Genomic DNA, 22,689 nt, shown 5'->3' with positions numbered 1-22,689 from the left:
CATGTCGATCACTTTCCTGCTGTCCGTCATCGCCCTCGTCGCCGTGCTCGGGGTGGTCGCCGCCATCTTCGTCGCGGGCGCCGTCTACGTCCGGCGTGTCCGCCGTGACGGCACCGACTCCGTCCTGGCCGGTGCCCGCAGGCATCGGGAGCTGCGCGACTAGGACCTTCGGGAGCTCCCCCTCCGGGAAGGGCCCGGGACGTGTCCTAGACGCCGTCGAACTCGTCGGGGTCGGGACCGAAACGGCTGTCGGTGTTGAGCCCGCTGATGCGGTCCATCTCCTCGCCGGAGAGCCCGAACTCGAAGATCTGGAAGTTGGACCGGATCCGCTCCGGGGTCACCGACTTGGGGATCACCACGTTGCCCAGCTGCAGGTGCCAGCGCAGCAGCACCTGCGCGGGCGTGCGCTCGTGGTCCTCGGCGATCGCGGTGATCGTGGGGTGGTTCAGGAGCTTGCCGTGGCCCAGGGGGCTCCACGCCTCGGTGACGATGCCGTGCTCGGCGTCGAAGGCGCGCATGGCCTCCTGGGTGAGCAGCGGGTGCAGCTCGATCTGGTTGACCATGGGCGTGATCCCGCCCTCCTCCATGACCCGTTCCAGGTGCGGCCGCTGGAAGTTGGAGACCCCGATGGCGCGGACGCGTCCCTCGGCGTAGAGGCGCTCCAGCGCCTTCCACGTGGGCACGTACTGGTCGCGCCCGGGCAGGGGCCAGTGGATGAGGTACAGGTCCAGGACGTCCAGCCCCAGGCGCCGCAGGCTGGCGTCGAAGGCTCTCAGCGTGGCGTCGTAGCCCTGGTCGGAGTTGGACAGCTTGGTCGTGACGAAGACGTCGCCGCGCTCCAGGCCCGAGCGGCGCAGCGCCTCGCCGACCCCCTCCTCGTTGTCGTAGGCGGCCGCGGTGTCGATGCTGCGGTAGCCGGCGTCGAGTGCCGTGGAGACGGCCGTCACCACCTCGTCCGGGGGCACCTGCCACACACCGAACCCCAACTGCGGAATGCGTAGCCCATTACCCAGGGTGAGTTCGGGAACTGTCATCTGCTTCATCTGTCTCATCCCCCGTTAGCGCTGAACGGTACTGCTCGTTCTCACGGTGTGCGGCCTTCCGCAGTCGCATACTGCCATGTTCGTGCTGGTCACCGCCCCGGGTGCGCACAGCTGTGCGCGCTTTTTACCGTTCGCACCCGCCGACGGACGGCGGGGAGGACACCCCCGCCGGAACGGGGACGCCTTCGCGTGCGCGAGCGTCCGCGGCGGCGTTCCCCTGATCCGCTCCCCGCCCCCGACGACACCTCCCATCAGCGGTCCTCTCCCCCACCCCCTACCCCGGCGGGACCCGAAGCTCCCACGGCGCGGGGCGCGGGGGCTCCCGATAGGCTGCCCGGGCCGGGGCTGGAGGTGGGATGGGATACGAACAGCGCGCCCTGGTCGGCGCCGAACTGGCACGGGACCGGGCCGGACTGGTGGAGCGGATCGTCTCCGAGGTGCACGCCGAGGTCCCCGCCTACCGGGCTCTGCACGGGTCCCAACTGGCGGAGGTACGGGCGATCACGGGGTGGCTGGTGAGCCGCTCGCTGGAGCTGTGGGCGGCCGGAGCGACGCGCCTGCCGCCGGGGGACGTGGAGAGGCTGCGCGGCATCGGGCGCTCCCGGGCCGCCGACGGGCGCTCGATCGGCGCGGTGGTGCGTGCGCACCGGGTGGGATCTGCGGCGGCGGTGCGGCTGGTGTCGGAGGCGGCGTCCGACCGGCTCGACGCCGCCGACGTGTTCGCTCTGAGCGAACTGTGGCTGACCTCGATCGACCAGATCTGCGAGAGCCTGTCCGCGGGCCACGCCGAGGCCGCGCACCGGCTGGACGCCGACCTGGAGCGGGCCCGCCGGGCGTTCCTGGACGACCTGCTCATCGGAAGGCAGGCCTCGCGCGGGGCGATCCGCGACCGGGCGCGGACCCTGGGCATCACGCCGCCCGACCCGGCGGTGCTGGTGGTGGCCGAGGCCCGCGCGCACCCCTCCGGCGAACCGCCACAGGCGGTCACTCTGACGGCGGGGATGGAGCTTCTGGGCCTGGTGGAGCCGGCGGGCGCCGACCCGCTGCTGACGACGCGCTCGGGGCGGGCGGTGGTGCTGCTGTCCCCCGGCGACGGCGCCCGGATGGCCGCCGTACTCGGCCGGGAGCCCTGGCGCGGGTGCGTGCTGGCGCCGCGCGCGCTGACCGACATGTCGGCCGCCTACCGGCTGGCGGACGACGCGCTGGATACCGCTCCGCCGCACGCGTTCGGCGCCCGGAGGCTGTTGGGGGACGCGGACGCGTGCGTGCTGGCGCTGCTCAACGGCGGCCCCGTCACCCCGGCCGCGGTCCGCCGCGCCGTTCTGGGACCGCTGCTCTCGGAGGGCAACGCACACCTGCTGGAGACGCTGCGGGCCTACCTCCGGGAGGGCGCGGCGACCACCGCCGCCGACGCGCTGCACGTCCACGCGCAGACACTGCGCTACCGGCTGCGCCGGGTCCGGGAGCTGACCGGGCACGACCCGCACCGGCCCTGGCCCCGGTTCGTCCTGGAGACCGCCTGCGCCATCGCCCCCTGACCGGCACCGCCGGAGGAACCCGCTCCCGTGCCCGCCGGAGGAACCCGGGACACGGCGCACCGCTCCCGTGCCCGCCGGCGTACCCGTGAGGAGGAGCACCCGACAGCCGCCCCTGGTCGGGGCGAGGTTAGGCGTTCGTCGGCGGTGGGTAGCCGAGTCTGGCAGACACAACGTGCGGCGGCCCGCGTCCGCGGCCGCGACACGAAGGTCACATCGACTGGAGGGGGACCAGACGTGACGACAGACCACAAGGCCGGAACGGCGCCCAAGCCCAGGAGCAGCCAACCGTGGCTGCACCAGAGCGGCGAGGAGATCCAGGAGTTCGGGACGGTCCGCCAGTTCCCGGTCGGACTGTCCTACGACACACGTATGTACTCCTGCCAGCGGCTCAACCAGGTGCTGTGCGACACGCGCATCCTGCACGACCTGTACAAGAAGCACCACTGGCTGATGCGGGGGCAGACCTTCTACCAGCTGCACCTGCTGATGGACAAGCACGCCGGTGAGCAGACCGCGCTGATCGACAGCATCGCCGAGCGCGTGCAGACCCTGGGCGGTGTGGCGGTCGGCGACCCCCGGCACGTCGCGGAGATCACCAACATCCCGCGCCCGCCGAACGGTGTCGAGGAGGTGCCCGCGATGCTCTCCCGCCTCCTGGAGGGGCACGAGACCATCCTGGAGGACTGCCACGACGCGGCCGCGCGTACGCAGGAGCTGGGGGACGACGGCACGAACGACCTGCTGGTGTCGGAGGTGATCCGCACCAACGAACTACAGGCCTGGTTCGTGGCCGAGCACCTGGTGGACACACCGCTGGTGCGCGCCTAGGACCTGACGCGCGGTGGGCCGGTCAGCGACCGCTGGCCGGCCCACCGTCGTGTGCGCGCAACACGCTGCCCCGCCGCCCTGCCCGCCTCCGGTCGCACACCGCCCGAACGCGGGCCGGTTCCACGCCTCGGGCTACAAACGCTTGCTGTATACCGCTTCGCGGGGCAGCAGCCACCCGGCTCCCCTCCTGCCGCGACTCCGGCGAAGCCCCGACAACCCCCCTGGAAATCGAAGTCGGGGGTTGACGGAGTGTTCTCAGATCAGGGAAAGTCATGCAATCGGTTGCAGAAACATCCCCGACTTTGGGAAAGCGCTTCCCGCACGAGAGGGACCACCCCCATGATCCGCCGCAGCTTCCTCACCGCCTCCGCGATCACCCTCGGACTCCCCCTGTTCGCCACCCCCTCCTGGGCGAGCTCCGCCGACCGGGCCCCACGCGTCTTCGTGGCGGGCGACTCCACGGCCTCCACCTACGCCGCCCGTGAGGCCCCGAGAGCCGGATGGGGACAGGCCCTCGGGCTCTTCCTCGGCCACGGCGCGAGCGTGGACAACCGGGCGCTGTCCGGCGCCAGTTCCAAGAGCTTCGCCGACCTGGGCCTGCTGGACGGCGTCCTCGACGACATCCGGCCCGGCGACCACCTGCTGGTCTCCTTCGGGCACAACGACGCCAAGGACGAGGACCCGGACCGCTACACCGAGCCGTGGAGCACCTACCAGCGGCAGTTGGGCGCCTACCTCGACGGCGCGCGCGAGCGCGGTGCCCACCCGACCCTGGTCACCTCGGTGGAGCGGCGCCGCTTCACCGCCGAGGGCACGCCCCGCGAGTCCCACGGCGACTACCCGGAGGCCATGCGCGAGCTGGGCGCGCGCGAGGGCGTGCCCGTCGTGGACCTGACCGCGCTCAGCCTCGGCCTGTGGGGTGAGCTGGGGCCGGAGGGCACCAAGAGCCACTTCCTGTGGCTGGAGCCGGGCGAGCACCCCGGCCATCCCGACGGCGTCGAGGACAACACGCACTTCCGGGCGCACGGCGCGATCGAGGTGGCCCGGCTCGTGGCCCGCGAGCTCAAGCGGCTCCGTGCGCTGCCGCCCCGGCTCGTCCGCCGCCTCGGCGACTCCTTCCCCGACGCCGAGGGCGCCCTGCCCTGGCCCGAGGAGCGCCCGGTCTGATCCCGGGCCGGTGGCGCGGTCCCCGGCCCCCGAAGGCACCCGCGGCGACCGCGCCACCCCCGGGGACTCCCGTCCCACGCACGGCCGGCCCGCCCACGAGAGACGGTCACCCCACGAGAAAGGGAGAACACCCGTGAGAGACCACCCGACCCCGCCCCGGGCGCACGCCACCATGGCGGTCGCACTGGCGGGGCTGTTCACCGCCGCGCTCACCGCCATGCTCACCACCGCGCCCGGCGACGCGCACGCCGGCACCGGCTCCTCCGACCGCCCCCACGACGCGGAGGGACCCGTGATCACCGTGGCCGCCGACGGCTCCGGCGACCACACCGGCGTCCAGGCCGCGGTCGACGCCGTCCCCGAGCACAGCGCCGAACGCGTGACCATCCGCGTCAAGGCGGGAACCTACTACGCACCGGTGGTCATCCCCCCGGACAAGCCCAACATCACCCTGGTCGGCGCGACGGGCGACCCGCGCGACGTGGTCATCACCTACGACCGGGCGTCGGGCACCCCCAAGCCCGGCGGCGGCACCTACGGCACGTCCGGCAGCGCCAGCGTCGTCATCTCCGGGGACGACACGCACGCCTACGACCTGACCTTCGAGAACTCCTGGAAGCGCGCGGAGCACCCGGAGATCACCTCGACCCAGGCGGTGGCGGTACGCACCACCGGGGACCGGCTGGTCTTCGACAACGTGCGCTTCCTCGGCCACCAGGACACGCTGTACGCGAACTCGCCCGGTGTGGACACCCCCTCGCGGCAGTACTACAGCGACTGCTACGTCGAGGGCGACGTGGACTTCGTCTTCGGCCGGGGCACGGCCGTCTTCGACGGGTGCGAGATCCGCTCCCTGGACCGGGGCAGCGACACGACCAACGGCTACGTGAGCGCGCCGAGCACCCCGCCCGGCCAGGAGTTCGGCTTCCTGTTCACCCGAAGCTGCTTCACCAGCGACGCCCCGGCCGGAACCGTCTACCTGGGCCGCCCCTGGGTGCCCAGTTCACACCCCGACGCCGAGCCGCAGGTGCTGGTCCGCGACTCCTGGATGGGCCGCCACTTCCGTGAGGAGGGCTGGATCGAGATGTCCTCCGGGCACGACTGGCGCCGGTTCCGGATGCGCGAGTACGACAACTTCGGCCCCGGCGCGCTGGTCACCGAGGACCGTCCGCAGATGGACCGGTCCGACGCCGCCCGCCACACCGCACGCGCCTACCTGGCCGGTGGGGACGGCTGGGACCCGGTGCGGGACCGCACGCGGCGGCCGGTGTGCACCGCGCGCGGGCGCTGACCGAAGATCCGCAGGCGGTCGGCGCGCGGCGGCCCGTGGTCGGAAGGGCCGGCCACGGGCCGCCGCGCGCCGACGTGCCCCGGACCCGGCCACAGGGGTCAGGAGGCGCTGACGCCCCAGCGCCGGCGGATGGAGCGGTCGGCCCAGTTGAAGAACACGTCGATGACGATGCCCACGCACAGCACGATGAGGACGTAGGCCAGCAGGCCCTCGGAGTCGTTGAACTGGCGTGCCTGGCTCAGCGCCCAGCCGATGGAGTTCTGCTGGTTGATGATGACCAGCAGCTCGCCCGCCATGAGCGAGCGCCAGGCGAAGGCCCACCCCTGTTTGAGGCCGGAGACGAACATCGGCAGGGCGGCCGGGACGATCAGCAGCGTGTACCGCTGGACACCGCGCAGGCCCATGGCCTGGCCCGCCCGCATCAGCTGCGGGGACACGTAGTCGATCCCCGAGGTCAGGCCGCCCGCGATGGAGGGTGCGGCGCCCAGGACGATCACGAACATGATGGCCGACTCGCTGATGCCGTAGAGCAGCATCGCGAAGGGGAACCAGACGATGGACGGCATGGTCTGCAGGCCCGTGATGAGGGAGCCGATCGCCACGCGCAGCAGCCGGAACCGCGTCACGGCCAGGCCGAGGAGCACGCCCACGGTGAGGGCCAGCGCGAAGCCCGTGAGGGCGCGGCGCATGGTGACCCGGAAGGCCTCCCAGAACTCGGCGGAGGCGACCTCGGTGAACAGGCGCGGCAGGACCTGGTCGGGACCGGGCAGGACGTAGACCGGCCGCCACCCGCTCCACACCACGGCCTGCCAGGCCACGAGCACGATGGCCACGGCGGCCAGCTTGGGCCAGGTGGCCGCCCACGCCCTGGCCGCCACCCGCACGGCCGCGGGCCGGTCGGACCGCCGCGGCGGCGCCATCTCCAGGGCGTCCAGGCCCTGGACCTGGCGGTCCTGCACGCTGGGGTCAGCCGGCATGGCGCGACACCTCCACCTTCAGCCGGTCGGTGATCTCGGCCGCCTGGGAGGCGATCCGGGCGGAGTCGATCCGGCGGGGCCGCTCGCCCTCCACCGCGAACTCCTCGATGACGCGGCCGGGGCGGCTGGAGAGCAGGATGACCCGGTCCCCCAGGCGCACGGCCTCGCGCACGTTGTGCGTGACGAACATGATGGTCAGCGACTTCTCGCGCCAGATCCGCTCCAGTTCGTCGTGGAGGATGTCGCGGGTCATGGCGTCCAGCGCGCCGAAGGGCTCGTCCATGAGCAGCACGTCGGCGTCCTGGGCCAGGGCCCGGGCCAGGGCGACGCGCTGGCGCATGCCGCCGGAGAGCTGGTGCGGGCGCTTGCGGGCGAAGCCGCTCAGGCGCACCAGGTCGAGCAGTTCGGCGACGCGTTCCCTGCGCCGGGCCTTGGGCACCCCGTTGACCCGCATGGGGACCTCGATGTTGCCGCCGATGGTGAGCCAGGGGAACAGGGACGACTCCTGGAACATCATGGCCACGCGGTGCCCGCCCACGTCCACGGTTCCGGTGGTGGGCCCCGCCAGGCCCGCCACGAGTGAGAGCAGGGTGCTCTTGCCGCAGCCGGAGGCGCCCACGATCGCGACGAACTCCCGTGCCCGCACCGAGACGGACATGCCGTCGATGGCGGTCACGGCGCCCGTACCCTCGCCGAACACCTTGGAGATGTGGTCGATCTCGATGGCGGAGGCGCGCGCGGTGCCCGTACTGATGCTCTCGGTCGTGGCTGTCACTGTTCCTCCTGTGGTCCGGCGACCTCGTCCCGCCCGGCCTCCCGCAGGAGGCCGTTGAGCGGGTCGAGGGCGTAGATGCCGTTCAGGTCGACCGGGTCGATCAGGCCCACGGTCTGGGCGTGCTCGGCTCCGGCGGCCAGGGACGGGGCGATCGGGTCGACGGTGAAGGTCATGTTGTCGAAGGCCGAGGCGACGACCCCGGGTTCGGGCCGGCTGCCGGTCAGGTCTGCCAGGTGGGCGGCGGCGGCCCTTCGCGCGCCCTCGGGGTGGTGGTTGATCCAGTCGACGGTCTCGACGTGGCCCCGCAGGAGGCGCTCGACCTCCTCGGGGTGGGTGTCGAGGTAGTCGGCGTTGACGATGAGGTGTGTGGTGACGAAGTCGCCGCCGGTCCCCGGCCACTGCTCGGCCTCGTCGAGCAGCAGCTCGCCCCCGGCCTCGGTGACCAGCCGGCTCAGGTAGGGCTCGGGGACCCAGGCGCCGTCGATCTCGCCGAGCGTGAAGGCGTTCACGGTCTCGGCGTTGTTCTGGGGAAGGATCGACAGGTCCCCGCCGCCCTCGGTGTCGACCCGCCAGCCCTGCTCCCGGGCGAACCAGCGCAGCGCCACGTCCTGGGTGTTGCCCAGTTGAGGTGTGGCCAGGGTGGCGCCGGGCAGGTCCTCGACGCCGTCGATGCCGGGGCGCACGACCAGGCCGGCGCCGCCCGAGGTCGACCCGGCGATGACGCGCAGCGCGGCGCCCTCGGACTGCGCCCAGCCGTTGACGGTCGGGCTGGGGCCGATGAAGGCGGCGTCGATCTCGCCGGAGAAGACGGCGTTGATCGCGTCGGGGCCCGCGTTGAAGGTCTGGGTGGAGAGCGGGGCGGCCTCGCCCAGGGCTTCCTCGAGGAGGCCCTTCTCCACGCCCACCAGCGCCGGAGCGTGGGTGAGGTTGGGGAAGTACCCGAGTGTGAGTCCGCGGTCGTCGCCTCCGCCCCCCACGGCCCCGCACGCGGTGGTCACCACGGCCAGGACCAGGGCCGCCGCGGTGGCGCGGAGCGGGGACGTGCGCGGGGACATCGGGATCCTCTGGTTTCGGGGCTGCCGGACCGGCACCCCAAACTCTACTTAATGAGTAGGTTTTGTGGAAGCCGGATACTCCGACCCCCTTTCCCCGGATGACCGGCCCAAACGGGAGGTGAAGGCCCCCGAAACGGCGCCGGATCGGAGGGAAGGCGCAGCTCAGGCGGCCGCACGGAGGACGGTGCCCGGAGTGTCGCGTTCCACCGCCCCTCGGCCGCCTCCGGCGTGTGACGCGGATCACCACGGACGGCCCGGGCATGTCGGGGCGCCCCGACGGCGTGAGGGCGGCGGAGCCGGAAAGCTCCGCCGCCCTCGTGATCGGCCGGTGTGTACGGACAGGACGCGCGACGGGCCGGCCCGTCGCGGGCGCCGGCCCCCGCCGCTACTTCCGGTCGCCGCCCTTGTCGTTCTTGTCGCTCTTGTCGTCGTCGGCGTCCGAGTCCGTGCTCTCGTCGGCGGCGCCGGCGCTCCCGGTGCCGGACTCGACGATGGCGCCCTCGGCGTCGACGGGCAGGACGATGCCCTTCCAGGTCTCCTGGACGTACTCCAGGACCCGCTCGTCGTGCAGCAGCTCGGCCAGCAGTTGGACCTGCTCGTCGTCGGCGTTCTCCGCCAGGGTCACCAGGCCGTTGGCGTAGGACTCGACGTAGTCCTCACCCTGGGGCTCCCAGGCCAGGACGTTGGACTCCTCGGGCAGGTTCCTCTCGATGGCGTAGTTGCCGTTGACGACCGCGGCGTCCACGTCGGCGATCGAGCGGGGCAGCTGCGCGGCCTCCAGCGGGGTCACGGTGAGGTCGTGCGGGTTCTCGACGATGTCGTCCTCGGTGGCGGACGCACCGGCCTCCGGGTCGATGGTCACCAGGCCCTCGGCCTCCAGGACGCCCAGGGCGCGGGCGAGGTTGGCCGGATCGTTGGGAACCGCGATCTCGGCGCCGTCGGGCAGGTCGTCGATGCTCTCGACGCTCTCCGAGTACAGGCCCAGCCGCTCGATGTGGACGTCGGTGAGGTAGGTCAGTTCGGCGTCCGGCCCGTTGGACACCCACTCGTCGAGGAAGGCGCGGTGCTGGAAGTAGTTGGCGTCCAGCTCCCCCTCGACCAGGGCGGTGTTGGGGATGTTGTAGTCCGAGATCTCCTCGATCTCCAGGTTCAGGCCCGCCTCCTCCGCGAGGTTCTCGTCGATGAAGGAGAGGATGTCGCCGTGCGGTACGGGGCTGACGCCCACCCGCAGCACGTTCCCCTCGCCGCCGGAGTCGGCGGCCTGCTCGCTGGGCGCGCCGCAGGCGGTGAGCGCCAGGGCGAGGGTGGCTGCTCCGAGGACGGCCGGGGTCGTGCGCATGGTGCGCTCCTTCGTGATCGTGGAGTGGAGGATCGCGGCGGCCGGTGTCCGGCGACCGCGCGGCTCGCGGCTCGCGGCCCCTGTGGGGCACCGCCGAGCTGGTCAGAGCCTATCCAACCTGTTTGGTAGGAATTGTGGCTCCACCCCTCCGGCGCACGTGGGATCGGACACATGCCCCGGCCCTCGCGCCGGCACGGGAGCCGCCGGGACCGGCGGTGGCTCCCCGCCTGGCGCGTCGGGACGGGCGCGTTCCCTCTGGCAGCGCTTTCCAGTCCCACCCTCCATCCCCTAGGTTGTGAAGGTTGCCACCCCACCTGCCCTCACGGAGTGAAACGATGCCCCTGGTCGCCGGAGTCGACAGCTCGACCCAGTCCTGCAAGATCGTGGTCTGCGACGCCGACAGCGGCGCGGTCGTGCGCGAGGCGCGCGCCCCGCACCCCGACGGAACCGAGGTCCACCCCGACGCGTGGTGGTCCGCCCTGACCCAGGCCTCCTCCGGCCTGCTCGACGACGTGGCCTCCATCGCCGTCGCCGGACAGCAGCACGGCATGGTCGCCGTCGACGAGCTCGGCTCGGTGGTGCGCCCGGCCCTGCTGTGGAACGACACCCGCTCGGCCGGGGCCGCGCTGGACCTGGTGGAGGAGCTGGGCGGCCCCGCGGAGTGGGCCGGGGCCGTGGACAACATCCCCAACGCCAGCCTGACCGTCAGCAAGCTGCGCTGGCTGGCACGGCACGAACCGGACCACGCCGCGCGCACGACCGGCGTGATGCTCCCCCACGACTGGCTCACCTGGCGGCTGACCGGCGCGGGGGCCGAGCCCACCACGGACCGGGGCGACGCCTCCGGCACCGGCTACTGGTCGGCGACCGAGAACGCCTACCGTCCCGACCTGCTGGCGAGGGCCTTCGGGCGCGAGATCCGGGTGCCGAGGGTGGCCGAGCCGGCCGAGGCCGTGGGCCGCACCCCGTCGGGCGCGCTGGTCGCCCCCGGAACCGGCGACAACATGGGCGCCGCCCTGGGCCTGGGGCTGCGCCCGGGCGACGCCGTGGTCTCCCTGGGCACCAGCGGGACCGTGTTCGCCGTCAGCGAGGGCCCCACACGGGACCCCAGCGGGATCATCTGCGGGTTCGCCGACGCGACCGGCCGGTACCTGCCGCTGGTGTGCACCCTGAACGCGGCACGGGTGCTCAGCGCCACCGCCGCGATGCTGGGCGTGGACCTGGCGGGGCTGGACGAGCTGGCGCTCGCCGCCGAGCCGGGCGCCGAGGGGGTCGTGCTGCTGCCCTACCTGGACGGCGAGCGCACCCCGGTGCTGCCCGACGCCGCGGGTTCCCTGCACGGCCTGCGCCGTTCCAACATGCGCCCGGAGAACATCGCGCGCGCGGCGGTGGAGGGGATGCTGTGCGGGCTGGCCGACGGACTGGCCGCGATGACCGACACCGGCGTCCCGGTCAACCAGGTCATGCTCGTGGGCGGGGCCGCGCGGTCGGCCGCCGTGCGCGCGGTCGCCCCGACCGTCCTGGGCGCGCGGGTGGTCGTGCCGCCGCCCGCCGAGTACGTCGCGCTCGGTGCCGCCAGGCAGGCGGCGTGGACGCTGGCGGAGACCGCCGAGCCGCCGGCCTGGGGCACCGGTGAGCCCGAGGCCGCCGCCGACCCCGTGGACGTGCCGCACGTGCGTGAGCGCTACGCCGAGGCGCGCCGGTCCACGCACGGCGTGTAGGGCCCGCCCTGCCGTGACACTCCGGCGGGGAGGAGAACGATGGCCTCCCCGCCGCCCGCTGGCCTAGCCTGTCGACCGCACGCATCCGGCACCCGACAGGACACGGTGATCATGAACGACGTCCAGCTCCGCCGCCTCGGCCGCTCCGACCTTCGAGTGTCCCCCCTGTGCCTGGGCGGGAACGTCTTCGGCTGGACCGCCGACGAGCGCACCTCGTTTCGGATCCTGGACGCCTACACGGCGGCGGGGGGCAACTTCGTCGACACCGCCGACTCCTACTCCGCCTGGGTCGAGGGGCACCGGGGCGGCGAGTCCGAGCGGGTCATCGGCCGCTGGCTGGCCTCCCGCGGACGCCCCTCGGACCTGGTCATCGCCACGAAGGTCAGCCGGCACCCCGACTTCCCCGGCCTGTCCGGACCCAACGTCAAGGCGGCCGCCAAGGCCTCCCTGGCGCGGCTGGGCGTGGAGACCATCGACCTGTACTACGCGCACTTCGACGACCCCGAGGCCCCGCTGGCCGAGAGCGCGCGGGCCTTCTCCGAGCTGGTGGACGAGGGCAGGGTGCGCTACGTGGGCCTGTCCAACCACGGCCCCGACCGCATCCGCGAGTGGCTGGACGTCTGCGAGCGGGAGGGGCTGCACGCCCCGGTGTGCGTGCAGCCCCCGTACAACCTGATGGAGCGCGGGGTCGAGTCCGACCTGGTGCCGCTGGCCCGGGAGCGCGGCCTGGCCCTGCTGCCCTACTTCGGCCTGGCCCGCGGCTTCCTCACCGGCAAGTACCGTCCGGACGCCGCCGAGGTCGACAGCCCGCGCGCGGGCAAGGCCCGCGCCTACCTGGACGACCCGCGCGGTGAGCGGGTGCTACAGGCGCTGGACACCGTCGCCGAGCGCGGCGGCCTCTCCCAGGCGGCCGCCGCTCTGGCGTGGCTGGCGGACCGGCCCTCCGTGGTGTCGGTGCTCGCCAGCGCCCGCAGCCCCGAGCAGCTCGCGGACCTGCTGCCCGTCAACCGCGTGCGACTGGGCGACGAGCCCGTGTCCCTGCTCACCGAGGCCTCCGACCCCGCGCGTTCCGCGGCCCTCTGAGGCCCCGCCGGACGCGTTCGGACGGGATCCGTACGAGGAGGCCCGGGTGGGGCGGGCGGGGATGCGGGGCAGGCCCCGTCCGTGTCAGTCCTGGTCGGCCAGGAGTTCGCGGACCAGGGCGCAGACCTGGTCGTCCTCGACGAGGAACCCGTCGTGGCCGTGCGGTGAGGTGATCACCCGCGCCCGCCCGGGCACGGGCAGGCTGCGGGCGATCTCGTCCTGCTGCCGCAGCGGGTAGAGGTGGTCGCTGCTCACCCCCGCCACGATGGTCCGCTCGGGCATCCGGCGCAGGGCCTCGGCCGTACCGCCCCGTCCCCGTCCCACGTCGTGGCCGTTCATCGCCTCGGTCAGCAGTACGTAGCTGGCCGCGTCGAAGCGGCGGGACAGCTTGCGCGCGTGGTGGTCGAGGTAGGACTCCACCGCGAAACGGCCGCCCGCCCCGGGGTCCTCCCCGTCCTGGGGACGGCGGCCGAACCGGTCGTCGAACTCGTCCGCGCCCCGGTAGGTGACGTGCGCGATCCGCCGCGCGACCCCCAGTCCGGCGCCCGGGAACCGGCCGGTGTCGTGGTAGTCGCCGCCGCACCAGTCCGGGTCTGCGCGGATGGCGTGCAACTGGGGCGCGGCCCAGGCGATCTGCCAGGCGGTGGTGGCCGCCGGGCAGGCCAGGAGCAGGAGCCGGCGGACGCGTTCGGGGAAGGTCGCCGCCCACTCCATGGCGCGCATGCCGCCCATGGAGCCGCCGATCACCGCCGCCCAGGAGTCGATCCCCAGGGCGTCCGCGAGAACCTCCTCGGCGCGCACCGTGTCGCGGATGGTGATGCTCGGGAACCGGCTCCCCCACGCCCTTCCGTCCGGCGCGGCCGTGGAGGGGCCGGTACTGCCCTGGCAGCCGCCCAGCACGTTGGGGGCCACCACGAAGAACCGGTCGGTGTCCAGGGCCAGTCCCGGACCGACCAGCCCCTCCCACCAGCCGGGGCTGGGATGGCCGGGTCCCGCCGGGCCGGTGACGTGGGAGTCACCGGTGAGCGCGTGCAGCACGAGGACCGCGTTGGTGCCGCGGGCGTCGGGCGTGCCCCAGGTCTGGTAGGCGATGCGCGCGCCGGGCAGGCTCCGCCCCGACTCCAGTTCCAGGGGCGCGTCCCACCCCGCCCAGAGCCGCTCGCCCACGGGGTCGCCGTCCCGCCACCCACCGGTGGCGGAACGGCTGGGAGCCTCGGTCACTGCTGCGCCTTCGCGGCCCGAAACCCCAGTTCCAGGTCGGCCTTGAGGTCGTCCACGTGCTCCAGGCCGACCGCGAGCCGGATCAGCCCCGGGGTGACTCCGGAGACGGCCTGCTCCTCGGGGGAGAGCTGGCCATGCGTGGTGCTGGCGGGGTGGACGATGAGGCTGCGCACGTCACCGATGTTGACCAGTTGGCTGAACAGCTCGGTGCCGTCCACGAAGGCACGTCCGGCGTCGACGCCGCCGTGCAGGTCGAAGGAGACGACGGCGCCCGCGCCCCGGGGCAGGTACCGGCGCGCCTGCTCGTTGGAGGGGCTGGAGGGCAGGCCCGCGTAGTAGACCTTCTCGACCTCGTCACGCGACTCCAACCACTCGGCGAGTGCCTGGGCGTTGGCGACGTGGCGCTCCATGCGCAGCGACAGGGTCTCGATGCCCTGGAGGATGAGGAAGCTGTTGAGCGGGGCGATGGCCGCGCCGGTGTCGCGCAGCAGCTGGACACGCAGCTTCGCCGCGTAGGCGCCCGGGCCGAGGGCCTCCCAGTACTTGAGGCCGTGGTAGCTGGGATCGGGCTCGACGAAGCCGGGGAACCGGTCGCCGTGGGCCCCGAAGTCGAAGGTGCCCGCGTCCACGACCGCACCGGCGACGGTGGTGCCGTGCCCGCCCAGGTACTTGGTGGCCGAGTGCACGACGATGTCGGCACCGTGCTCGATGGGCCGCAGCAGATAGGGGGTGGGCACGGTGTTGTCGACGATGAGCGGCACGCCCTCGGCGTGCGCGGTGTCGGCGACGGCGCGCACGTCCAGGACGTTGCCGCCGGGGTTGGCGAGGGTCTCGGCGAAGTAGAACCCCGTCTCGGGGCGGGTGGCCGCGCGCCAGGCCTCGGGGTCGTTCTGGTCCTCGACGAAGCTGACCTCGATGCCGAGCCTGGGCAGCGTGTAGCGGAAGAGGTTGTAGGTGCCGCCGTAGAGCAGGGGGCTCGCGACGGCGTGACCGCCCGCGCCGACCAGGTTGAGCACGGCGGCGGTGACGGCGGCCGCTCCCGAGGCGAAGGCGACGGACGCGACACCGCCCTCCAACGCTGTCATGCGCTGCTCCAGCACATCCTGCGTGGGGTTCATGATCCGCGTGTAGATGTTGCCCGGTTCGGCGAGGCTGAAGAGGTCGGCGCCGTGCTGGGTGTCGCGGAAGACGTAGGAGGTCGTCTGGTAGATGGGCGTGGCCCGGGCGTTGGTGGTGGGGTCGGGCTGGGCCCCGGAGTGGATCTGCCGGGTCTCGAAGGACCAGGCCTGCTCGGGAGTGGCGTCGGCGGTCATGGCTCAACCTCTGTCCGGTGGTCGGATCGGAAAATCAGGGCTCTGGGACGGTGGGGCGGCCCCCGCCGCCCACCGAGGTGTCAGGGCCTACAGAGCATGCTGGCCACCCGCGCGTGGTCGACGTGGAGTCGTCGGATGAGCACGGTCATGGGATGAGATTAACATCCCGTATCAACAGGTGACCAGCGCTTCTCACATCATGGACATCCGTCACACGCCGGCCGGGGAGACCGCGCTCCCCGCCGCGCGTTCGGGCACGGCGGGCCTCCCCCGCCGCCGCGGCGTGTTATCCCCCACCGGACCCGGGTAGCGGGCCGGGACGGGGTGCCCGGCCCGGCGCGGGTCCCCTGACGCGAACCCGGTGCGGGCGGGCGGCGGCCCTCGCGCACGTTCCGTCCCCCACACCGGAGGGCGTTACCGGCCAATCCACGGTCATTCACCTAGGGTGAAAAGGCCACTACTGAACGCACGGGGGACGAGACGAGATGACCAACGACTTTCCCGAAGACCGCGGCAGCGACCCGGGGTCGTTCGACGAGTTCCTGGCGCGCTTCCTGGGGGCACGAGGACCGATCCGCCGCGTGGACCTGTCCAAGCTCATGAGCCCCGAGGCCCAGCAGGTGGCCGACGCCGCGGTACGCAGCGCCCTGGAGACCGGCGGCGCCGACGTCGACACGGTCCACCTGCTGTGGTCGCTGCTGCGGTACCCGCCCACACGGGAGCTGCTGGAGCACACGGGGTCCGACACCCGCCAGATCATCGACATCACCGACCAGGCGGTGGCCCAGGCCCCGAGGTCGGTGCGCGGTTCGGCCCGGCTCACGCCCGCCGCCAAGCGCACCCTGCTCGACGCCCTGCAGATCGCGCGGGCCACGGGCAGCTCCAGCATCACGCCCGAGCACCTGCTCTTCGCCCTGGCGGTCAACACCGACAACGCCGTCGGCCAGCTCCTGAACAGCTCGGGGATCAACCCCCAGTCCCTGCAGAAGGCGGCCGGGACCCCGTCCACCGCCGGCCAGGCCGAGGAGGAGCCCTCGCCCACCCCGACCCTGGACGAGTTCGGCACCGACATGACCTCGATGGCCCGCGAGGGCCGCCTGGACCCGGTGGTCGGCCGCGACGACGAGGTCGAACAGTGCATCGAGGTGCTGGCCCGGCGCCGCAAGAACAACCCGGTCCTCATCGGCGACCCGGGCGTGGGCAAGACCGCGATCGTGGAGGGCATCGCCCAGCGCATCTTCGACGACGACGTCCCCGAGATCCTGCGCGGACGCCGCCTGGTCCAGCTCGACCTGTCCGGGGTCGTGGCGGGCACGCGCTACCGGGGCGACTTCGAGGAGCGGCTGAACAAGATCGTGGAGGAGATCCGCAGCCAGTCCGACCAGCTACTCATCTTCATCGACGAGCTCCACACCATCGTCGGCGCCGGTGCCGCCGAGGGCTCCACGAGCGCCGGGAACATGCTCAAGCCCGCGCTGGCCCGCGGGGAGCTGCACATCATCGGCGCGACCACCGTGGACGAGTACCGCAAGAACGTCGAGAAGGACGCGGCCCTGGAGCGCCGGTTCCAGCCGATCCTGGTGCCCGAGCCGTCGGTGGAGGACACCGTCGAGATCCTGCGCGGGCTGCGCGACCGCTACGAGGCCCACCACCAGGTGAGGTTCAGCGACGAGAGCATGGTCGCGGCGGCCGAGCTGTCGGACCGCTACATCACCGACCGGTTCCTCCCGGACAAGGCCATCGACCTCGTCGACCAGGCCGGCGCGCGGGTGCGCCTGCGGCTGAAGACCTCCAGTTCCTCGCTGCGCGAGCTGGAGGGCAGGCTCAGGAACCTGGAGAAGGAGAAGGAGAAGGCGGTCCAGGAGGAGGACTACGAGCGCGCGTCGGCGCTGCGCGACGAGATCGCCGACGCCAAGGGGGCGATCCACCAGGCGCGCGGCACCGGTTCGACGGTGCCGGAGGTGACCGGCGCCGACATCGCCGAGGTGGTCTCCCGCAGCACCGGCATCCCGGTCGCCCAGCTCACCCAGGAGGAGCGGGACCGCCTGGTCAACCTGGAGGAGGTGCTGCACGGTCGGGTGATCGGCCAGGACGAGGCGGTCACGGCCGTCGCGGAGGCGATCCGCCGGTCGCGGGCCGGTCTGGGCGACCCCGACCGTCCGGTGGGCAGCTTCCTGTTCCTGGGCCCGACCGGTGTGGGCAAGACGGAGCTGGCGCGGGCGCTGGCCGAGGCCCTGTTCGGGTCCGAGGACTCCATGGTCCGCATCGACATGAGCGAGTTCCAGGAGCGGCACACCACCAGCCGCCTGACGGGTGCTCCCCCCGGGTTCGTGGGGTACGAGGAGGCGGGCCAGCTCACCGAGGCCGTGCGGCGCCACCCGTACTCGGTGCTGCTGCTGGACGAGGTCGAGAAGGCCCACCAGGACGTGTTCAACCTGCTGTTGCAGCTGCTGGACGACGGGCGGCTGACCGACGGCCAGGGCCGCACGGTGGACTTTCGCAACACGGTGGTCATCATGACCAGCAACCTGGGGTCGGAGGTGATCACCGGCGGCGGCCCGATGGGCTTCACCGGCGGCGGCCAGGTGGACCCCGACACCGAGCAGCGGGTGATGCGGCGGCTGCGTGAGGAGTTCCGCCCCGAGTTCATCAACCGCATCGACGAGGTCATCGTCTTCAAGCAGTTGAACGAGGAGGAGCTGAGCCGGATCACCCGGCTGATGCTGGAGCGCACCGAGAAGCGGCTGCGCGCGCAGGACATCACCGTGCGCTTCACCGACGAGGCGGTGAAGTGGCTGTCCGAGCGCGGCTACCAGCCCACCTACGGCGCCCGGCCGATGGCGCGCACGATCCAGCGCGAGGTCGGCAACCGGCTCTCGCGCATGGTGCTGGACCAGCAGGTCGTGGCGGGCGACCACGTGCTGGTGGACGTGGACGACACCGGGGAGCTGCGGATCTCCACCGCGCCCGCGCCCGCGACCGCGCCCTGAGCCGTGGGCCGGGCGGCCCGCTCCGTGCGGGGCGGGCCGCCCGGCCGATCCGGTCAGCCGGACGGACGATGGGTCAGCCGGTCGGTCTGTCCAGTAGGCCTGGTCAGCAGGCTCCGACGTCCCTCCAGACACCCCATTCACCCGTGGTGCCCGGTTCCTCGCCGCTGGTCCACCACTGGGCCTCGTACAGGCGTCCTCCGTGGCCGACCCGGTCCCCGCCGGTGTACACCTCCCCCGAGGACCAGGCCGGGGCCTCGCACCCGTCGGGATCGGTGGGCGGCTCCGTGGGATCGGTGGGGTCCGTGGGCGGGGCGTCCCCGCTCTCGCGGATACGGTCGCGGATCCACTCCCCCGCCGGCTTGAGGGAGTCCGTGCCGGTCCAGGGCCCGTCCGCGGCGCAGGTGCCGGGCTCGAAGACGGCGCCGGAGCGGAAGTCGTCGGAGAAGTTCCAGTTCACCCAGCTGATCCGCTCCTCGGCCATGAGGTCGAGGTAGGCCTGGGCGGAGGCGAAGTCGTCGGGCCCGTCCCCCGTGGCCTCCTGGGTGCCGAACTCGGTGACGAACAGCGGCAGGTCCCGCGCCGCGGCCCGCAGGCCCTCCCGGTGGAAGTCGCCGTGCGTGGCCGCGTAGAAGTGGAAGACGTACATGATGTTGTCGGCGTCGACCGGGTCCGCGGTGATCTCGGTGTGGTCGGAGCCCTCGGACAGGCCCAGGGAGGACCAGCCCCGGGTGCCGACCAGGACGACGGCCTCGGGGTCCTCGGCGCGCACGACCGGGATGATCTCCTCGGCGTAGCTCCGGATCGCGTCCCAGGAGACGCCGTGGGGCTCGTTGGCGATCTCGTACAGGACGTTGTCCTTGCCGGCGTGCGCGGCCGCGATCTCGGAGAAGAAGGTGCGCGCCAGGTCGGTGTTGTGGTTCGGATCGCCGGGCGTGAGCATGTGCCAGTCGACGATCACGTACATGCCGCGCTCGGTGCCCTCCTCGATGAGCTCGTGGACCCGGTCGGTGAAGCCGCGCGGATCGGTCTCGTAGCCGCCCTCCTGGACGTACATGGACACGCGCAGCACGTCGGCGCCCCAGTCGTGGGCGAGCGCGTCCAGGGAGCCGTCGGTGAGGCAGTCGCCGTACCACTGCAGGCCGTGGGAGCTCATCCCGGTGAGCTGGACGGTGTCGCCGCTCTCGTCGCAGAGCTTGAGGCCGCAGACCCTCAACCGGCCGTGCGCCTCCACCGGGCCGGCCGCGGCCTCCCGGGCGGCCGCTCCGGTCCCGGACGCGGTGGGAGTGGTGTCGGCCGGGCCCTGTGCGGACGCGGGAGCGGTGAGGGAGGGGACGGTGAGAAGTGCGCCCACGAGGGCGGCCGCGGCCAGGACGGTGCGGCCTCGGGCGGGGGGCGGGGGTGGCGCCACGGTTCTTCCTCCGGCGGGTGGCGGCTCGGCACCGCGCACAGTGGCCGAACCAGAAGGAGTCTTTCCTTTTTCTGGCAACGTAGGCCCACCGTCACCCAGGGGGCAAGCCCCCCTACGGAACGGATCCGTGCCGCCCACGGCGGGACCGGCTCCGTCCGCGTACACGGGGAGCCGGACGGCGGCGGAGGGCGGGGCCGCTCGGAGGCTCCGGCGGCCGTGGAGGACGGCGCCGCGGTGGAGGACGAAGCGGCCGGGGGACGCAGCGGTCGCGCAGAACCCGGCGGACGTGGACGAGGGAGCCGCGGTGCAGGACGAAGCGACGTACGCGGTCGGATCTCGGGGCCCGACGGATGGAAGACCCCCGCCGGACACACGCGTCCCACGGGGCGCACAGATCCCGTGCGTCCCGCGTCTCTGCCGCACCGGTGTTCCCGGCGGTCCTCGTCTCAGACGGGCACGGCAGCCTCAGACGGGCGCCGTGCGCTCAGGCGGGCTCTGGCTCGGGTTCGGGACCGGGCGGCTCGGGGAAGGGCTCCCGTCCGGGCGGCTCGGGTTCCGGCTCCGGCGGAGGCTCCGGCATCGGGGTCGGGGGAAACGGGTCCGGCGGCATCGGATCGGGCTCGCGCAGGGTCCCGTCACGGGTACGGGTGCTCATGTCTCCTCCTCGCTGGGCGGTGCGCGGGAGGCCGCGCACCGCTTCCGGTTCAGGCCTCGGCCCGGAGCCGAGGCAGGACCTCGTTCGCGTAGAACTCGAAGAAGCCCTCCTGGTCGTCACCGACCTGGCAGACGTAGACCTCGTCCACGCCGGTCTCCAGGTACGGCCTGATCGCGGCCACGTGCACCTCCGGGTCGGGGCCGCAGGCGACCTCGTCGGCCACCATCTCCGGGGTGACCAGGCTCTCGGTGAGCTGCGCGAAGTGGCGCGGCAGCGGAAGCAGCTGGGGAGCCTCGCCCGCCAGCGCCTCGGTGGGCCACCTCTCGTACGCCACGCGCCGGGCCTCCTCCTCGGTCTCGGCCCAGCAGACCTTGAGCCCGCCCTGGACGGTCTTGTCGGTACCGCCCTCGGCGCGGAAGTGCTCGATGGTCTCGCGGCTGGGCGCCACCTGGATCAGGCCGTCGGTCTCACTGGCGGCCAGCCTGGTCGCCTTGGGGCCGAACGCGGACATGTAGATCCTCGGCGGTTCCTCCGGCAGCGTGTACAGGCGCGCGGTGTCGACCTCGTAGTACTCGCCCCTGTGGTTGACGAGCTTGCCGGTCCACAGCTTGCGTATCACCTCGATGGCCTCCTCCAGCATCGACAGACGCCGGGAGGCGGGCGGCCAGGGCTGGCCGAGGATGTGCTCGTTGAGCGCCTCGCCGGTGCCCACGCCCAGGGTGAATCCGCCCCTGACCATCTCCGCCGAGGTCGCGGCCGCCTGCGCGACCACCGCCGGGTGCACGCGTGTGGTCGGGCAGGTCACCGCGGTGGTGATCGGCAGGGACGTCACCTGCCCGATCGCGCCGACCACCGACCACACGAACGGGCTCTGCCCCTGGGAGTCCAGCCACGGGTGGTAGTGGTCGGAGATCCACAGGGCGTCGAACCCCGCCGCCTCCGCCGCCTGGGCCTGGCGGACCAGCTCCCTGGGCCCGTGCTCCTCACAGGCGAGAAAGTATCCGAAACGCGTCACGTCGCAACCCCCGATCGCCGCTGTCTCCGTGCTCTCACCGCCGTCTCCCCCGCCTCGCGCCGATCACCGGCCCGGCGCTTCCGGCCCCTCGCCACGGGGCTCCTGTCTGGGCGGCCCCTCGCCGCCGGGCCCCTGGTTGAGGCGTTGGCCGGCGCCCTCGTTGAGTGCCGTGGGCAGTTTCAGCGCGCGGTTGACGGCCTCGTCGTCCACCTCTCCCCCGGTCCGCTCCTCCGCGTGCTCGGACGGTTCGGGCAGCACCCTGTTCATGACGCGCGTCACGCCCTGGACGAGGGAGGGGCACAGTCCCCGGGTGATGATGACCATCCTGGCCAGCGGCGTGAGCACGAGGTAGCTGTGCCCCCGGGCGGCGGACTCCACGATCCTGCGTGCCGCGCGCTCGGCGTTGACCGAGACCAGGGGCAGTCCGGCCCCCAGGGAGAACCAGGTGTACTCGCGTTCGGACCTGCCCGAGAACATCGCGGCCTTGTGGGAGCCGGTGCGCATCAGCCCCGGGACCACGGTGGTGACCCGCACGCCCCGGCTCGCGACCTCGGCGCCCAGCCCCTCCGACAGCCCGACCTCGGCGAACTTGGCGCAGGAGTAGGGCAGCAGGTGCGGCACGCTCAGGTGGCCGCCGATGGAGGTGATGTTGACCAGGGAGCCGCCCGTCTCGCCCAGCGGGCCGAGCGCGGTCCGTGAGATGCGCAGCGGCGCCCAGAACATCGTCTCCATGGCGTCGCGGAAGCGGCTCTCGGAGAGCGTCTCCTGCGGTCCGACCTGGATGATGCCGGCGTTGTTGACGACGAAGTCCAGGCGGCCGAAGGCCGCGGCGGCCTCCTCCACCAGGCTCTCGGCCTGGTCGAGGTCGCGGATGTCGCACTGGACGCCGTGCGCGCGCACGCCCCTGCCCTCCAGGTCGGTCAGCGCACGGTCGAGCTCGTCCCGGTCGCGCGCGCAGACCACGACGGACGCACCGCGCGAACCGAACTCGCGGGCCAACTGGAGTCCGAGCCCGCGGGAGCCGCCGGTGATCAGCGCGACCTTGCCGGGCAGCCGGGTGACGCGCCGGGGCCCGCACAGCGCCGCGGTACCGACGCCCAGGGCGGCGCCGGCCACGGCGTAGGAGACCGTGCCGCCGCGACGGCCGCGCACGGGTTCGGGCTCGTTCCTGCCCCGCAGTCTGGACACCGCCCAGCCCGCGGCGGTCAGGGCCAGAGTCGCCTTGCCTCGCATCACCGGCTGCTCCGTCCGTCGTGGCCGAGGGCCCGGC

The 22,689-nt window shown here is 72.9% G+C and carries 19 protein-coding genes; 8 read left to right on the top strand and 11 right to left on the bottom strand.

Annotated elements, in window-relative coordinates; genetic code table 11:
• Nucleotide 1: 1 nt before the first annotated feature.
• Nucleotides 2–163: a hypothetical protein gene (locus tag NOSIN_RS27130; RefSeq protein ID WP_170293678.1), complete on the top strand. Its 162-nt coding sequence runs from the start codon at nucleotides 2–4 to the stop codon at nucleotides 161–163.
• Between the two features lie 43 nt (nucleotides 164–206).
• Here NOSIN_RS27130 and NOSIN_RS05900 read toward each other — a convergent pair whose 3' ends face one another.
• On the bottom strand, nucleotides 207–1,034 hold the full coding sequence (locus tag NOSIN_RS05900; RefSeq protein WP_077693433.1) for an aldo/keto reductase: 828 nt from the start codon (nucleotides 1,032–1,034) through the stop codon (nucleotides 207–209).
• Nucleotides 1,035–1,399: 365 nt separating this feature from the next.
• Between NOSIN_RS05900 and NOSIN_RS05895 the strand changes: the two genes are divergently transcribed.
• From NOSIN_RS05895 to NOSIN_RS05880, 4 genes are all read left to right on the top strand, one after another.
• Entirely contained in the window at nucleotides 1,400–2,581 is a 1,182-nt protein-coding gene (locus NOSIN_RS05895; RefSeq protein ID WP_077689767.1) for a PucR family transcriptional regulator, read from the top strand.
• A 234-nt stretch (nucleotides 2,582–2,815) separates the two neighbouring features.
• The gene (locus NOSIN_RS05890; protein ID WP_077689766.1) at nucleotides 2,816–3,409 is read left to right on the top strand and encodes a Dps family protein; all 594 of its coding nucleotides are present in this window, start codon (nucleotides 2,816–2,818) and stop codon (nucleotides 3,407–3,409) included.
• A gap of 339 nt (nucleotides 3,410–3,748) precedes the next feature.
• The gene (locus NOSIN_RS05885; protein ID WP_077689765.1) at nucleotides 3,749–4,576 is read left to right on the top strand and encodes a rhamnogalacturonan acetylesterase; all 828 of its coding nucleotides are present in this window, start codon (nucleotides 3,749–3,751) and stop codon (nucleotides 4,574–4,576) included.
• Nucleotides 4,577–4,709: 133 nt separating this feature from the next.
• Nucleotides 4,710–5,867, top strand: a complete 1,158-nt coding sequence (locus NOSIN_RS05880) for a pectinesterase family protein (protein ID WP_236743309.1) — start codon at nucleotides 4,710–4,712, stop codon at nucleotides 5,865–5,867.
• A gap of 98 nt (nucleotides 5,868–5,965) precedes the next feature.
• Here the strand turns inward: NOSIN_RS05880 and NOSIN_RS05875 are convergent, their stop codons facing one another.
• The 4 genes from NOSIN_RS05875 to NOSIN_RS05860 form a co-directional block, all read right to left on the bottom strand.
• Nucleotides 5,966–6,844 (bottom strand): ABC transporter permease, encoded by an 879-nt coding sequence (locus NOSIN_RS05875; protein WP_077689764.1) that lies wholly within the window; start codon nucleotides 6,842–6,844, stop codon nucleotides 5,966–5,968.
• Entirely contained in the window at nucleotides 6,834–7,619 is a 786-nt protein-coding gene (locus tag NOSIN_RS05870) for an ABC transporter ATP-binding protein (RefSeq protein WP_077689763.1), read from the bottom strand. The genes NOSIN_RS05875 and NOSIN_RS05870 overlap by 11 nt, the downstream gene beginning before the upstream one ends.
• Entirely contained in the window at nucleotides 7,616–8,674 is a 1,059-nt protein-coding gene (locus NOSIN_RS05865) for an ABC transporter substrate-binding protein (RefSeq protein WP_077689762.1), read from the bottom strand. The genes NOSIN_RS05870 and NOSIN_RS05865 overlap by 4 nt, the downstream gene beginning before the upstream one ends.
• A gap of 385 nt (nucleotides 8,675–9,059) precedes the next feature.
• A complete protein-coding gene (locus tag NOSIN_RS05860) occupies nucleotides 9,060–10,013 on the bottom strand; it encodes a MetQ/NlpA family ABC transporter substrate-binding protein (RefSeq protein ID WP_077689761.1) in 954 nt (317 codons plus the stop codon).
• A 335-nt stretch (nucleotides 10,014–10,348) separates the two neighbouring features.
• On the opposite strand from NOSIN_RS05860, the gene xylB reads away from it, so the two are divergent.
• Both xylB and NOSIN_RS05850 read left to right on the top strand, forming a co-directional pair.
• Complete coding sequence (xylB, locus tag NOSIN_RS05855; protein ID WP_077689760.1) at nucleotides 10,349–11,734, top strand: xylulokinase; 1,386 nt, start codon at nucleotides 10,349–10,351, stop codon at nucleotides 11,732–11,734.
• Between the two features lie 111 nt (nucleotides 11,735–11,845).
• The gene (locus NOSIN_RS05850; protein WP_077689759.1) at nucleotides 11,846–12,817 is read left to right on the top strand and encodes an aldo/keto reductase; all 972 of its coding nucleotides are present in this window, start codon (nucleotides 11,846–11,848) and stop codon (nucleotides 12,815–12,817) included.
• A gap of 84 nt (nucleotides 12,818–12,901) precedes the next feature.
• Here the strand turns inward: NOSIN_RS05850 and metX are convergent, their stop codons facing one another.
• Nucleotides 12,902–14,038, bottom strand: a complete 1,137-nt coding sequence (gene metX, locus NOSIN_RS05845; protein ID WP_077689758.1) for a homoserine O-acetyltransferase MetX — start codon at nucleotides 14,036–14,038, stop codon at nucleotides 12,902–12,904.
• On the bottom strand, nucleotides 14,035–15,351 hold the full coding sequence (locus NOSIN_RS05840) for a bifunctional o-acetylhomoserine/o-acetylserine sulfhydrylase (RefSeq protein WP_077689757.1): 1,317 nt from the start codon (nucleotides 15,349–15,351) through the stop codon (nucleotides 14,035–14,037). Before NOSIN_RS05840 ends, metX begins: the two co-directional genes overlap by 4 nt.
• A gap of 485 nt (nucleotides 15,352–15,836) precedes the next feature.
• Between NOSIN_RS05840 and NOSIN_RS05835 the strand changes: the two genes are divergently transcribed.
• Nucleotides 15,837–18,341 carry an ATP-dependent Clp protease ATP-binding subunit gene (locus tag NOSIN_RS05835; protein ID WP_077689756.1) on the top strand — a complete coding sequence of 835 codons (2,505 nt, stop codon included), beginning with the start codon at nucleotides 15,837–15,839 and terminating at the stop codon, nucleotides 18,339–18,341.
• Nucleotides 18,342–18,444: 103 nt separating this feature from the next.
• Here NOSIN_RS05835 and NOSIN_RS05830 read toward each other — a convergent pair whose 3' ends face one another.
• The 4 genes from NOSIN_RS05830 to NOSIN_RS05820 form a co-directional block, all read right to left on the bottom strand.
• The gene (locus tag NOSIN_RS05830) at nucleotides 18,445–19,749 is read right to left on the bottom strand and encodes a cellulase family glycosylhydrolase (RefSeq protein WP_077689755.1); all 1,305 of its coding nucleotides are present in this window, start codon (nucleotides 19,747–19,749) and stop codon (nucleotides 18,445–18,447) included.
• Nucleotides 19,750–20,233: 484 nt separating this feature from the next.
• Complete coding sequence (locus tag NOSIN_RS27125; protein ID WP_170293677.1) at nucleotides 20,234–20,404, bottom strand: hypothetical protein; 171 nt, start codon at nucleotides 20,402–20,404, stop codon at nucleotides 20,234–20,236.
• 49 nt (nucleotides 20,405–20,453) lie between these two features.
• Nucleotides 20,454–21,419: a TIGR03557 family F420-dependent LLM class oxidoreductase gene (locus NOSIN_RS05825; RefSeq protein ID WP_077689754.1), complete on the bottom strand. Its 966-nt coding sequence runs from the start codon at nucleotides 21,417–21,419 to the stop codon at nucleotides 20,454–20,456.
• A 63-nt stretch (nucleotides 21,420–21,482) separates the two neighbouring features.
• Nucleotides 21,483–22,652, bottom strand: coding sequence for an SDR family NAD(P)-dependent oxidoreductase (locus tag NOSIN_RS05820; protein ID WP_077689753.1), 1,170 nt, complete (start codon nucleotides 22,650–22,652; stop codon nucleotides 21,483–21,485).
• Nucleotides 22,653–22,689: the final 37 nt, after the last annotated feature.

The sequence above is a fragment of the Nocardiopsis sinuspersici genome (assembly GCF_001998325.1).
Lineage (GTDB): Bacteria > Actinomycetota > Actinomycetes > Streptosporangiales > Streptosporangiaceae > Nocardiopsis > Nocardiopsis sinuspersici.
This window is presented reverse-complemented; position numbering and strand designations above follow the sequence as displayed.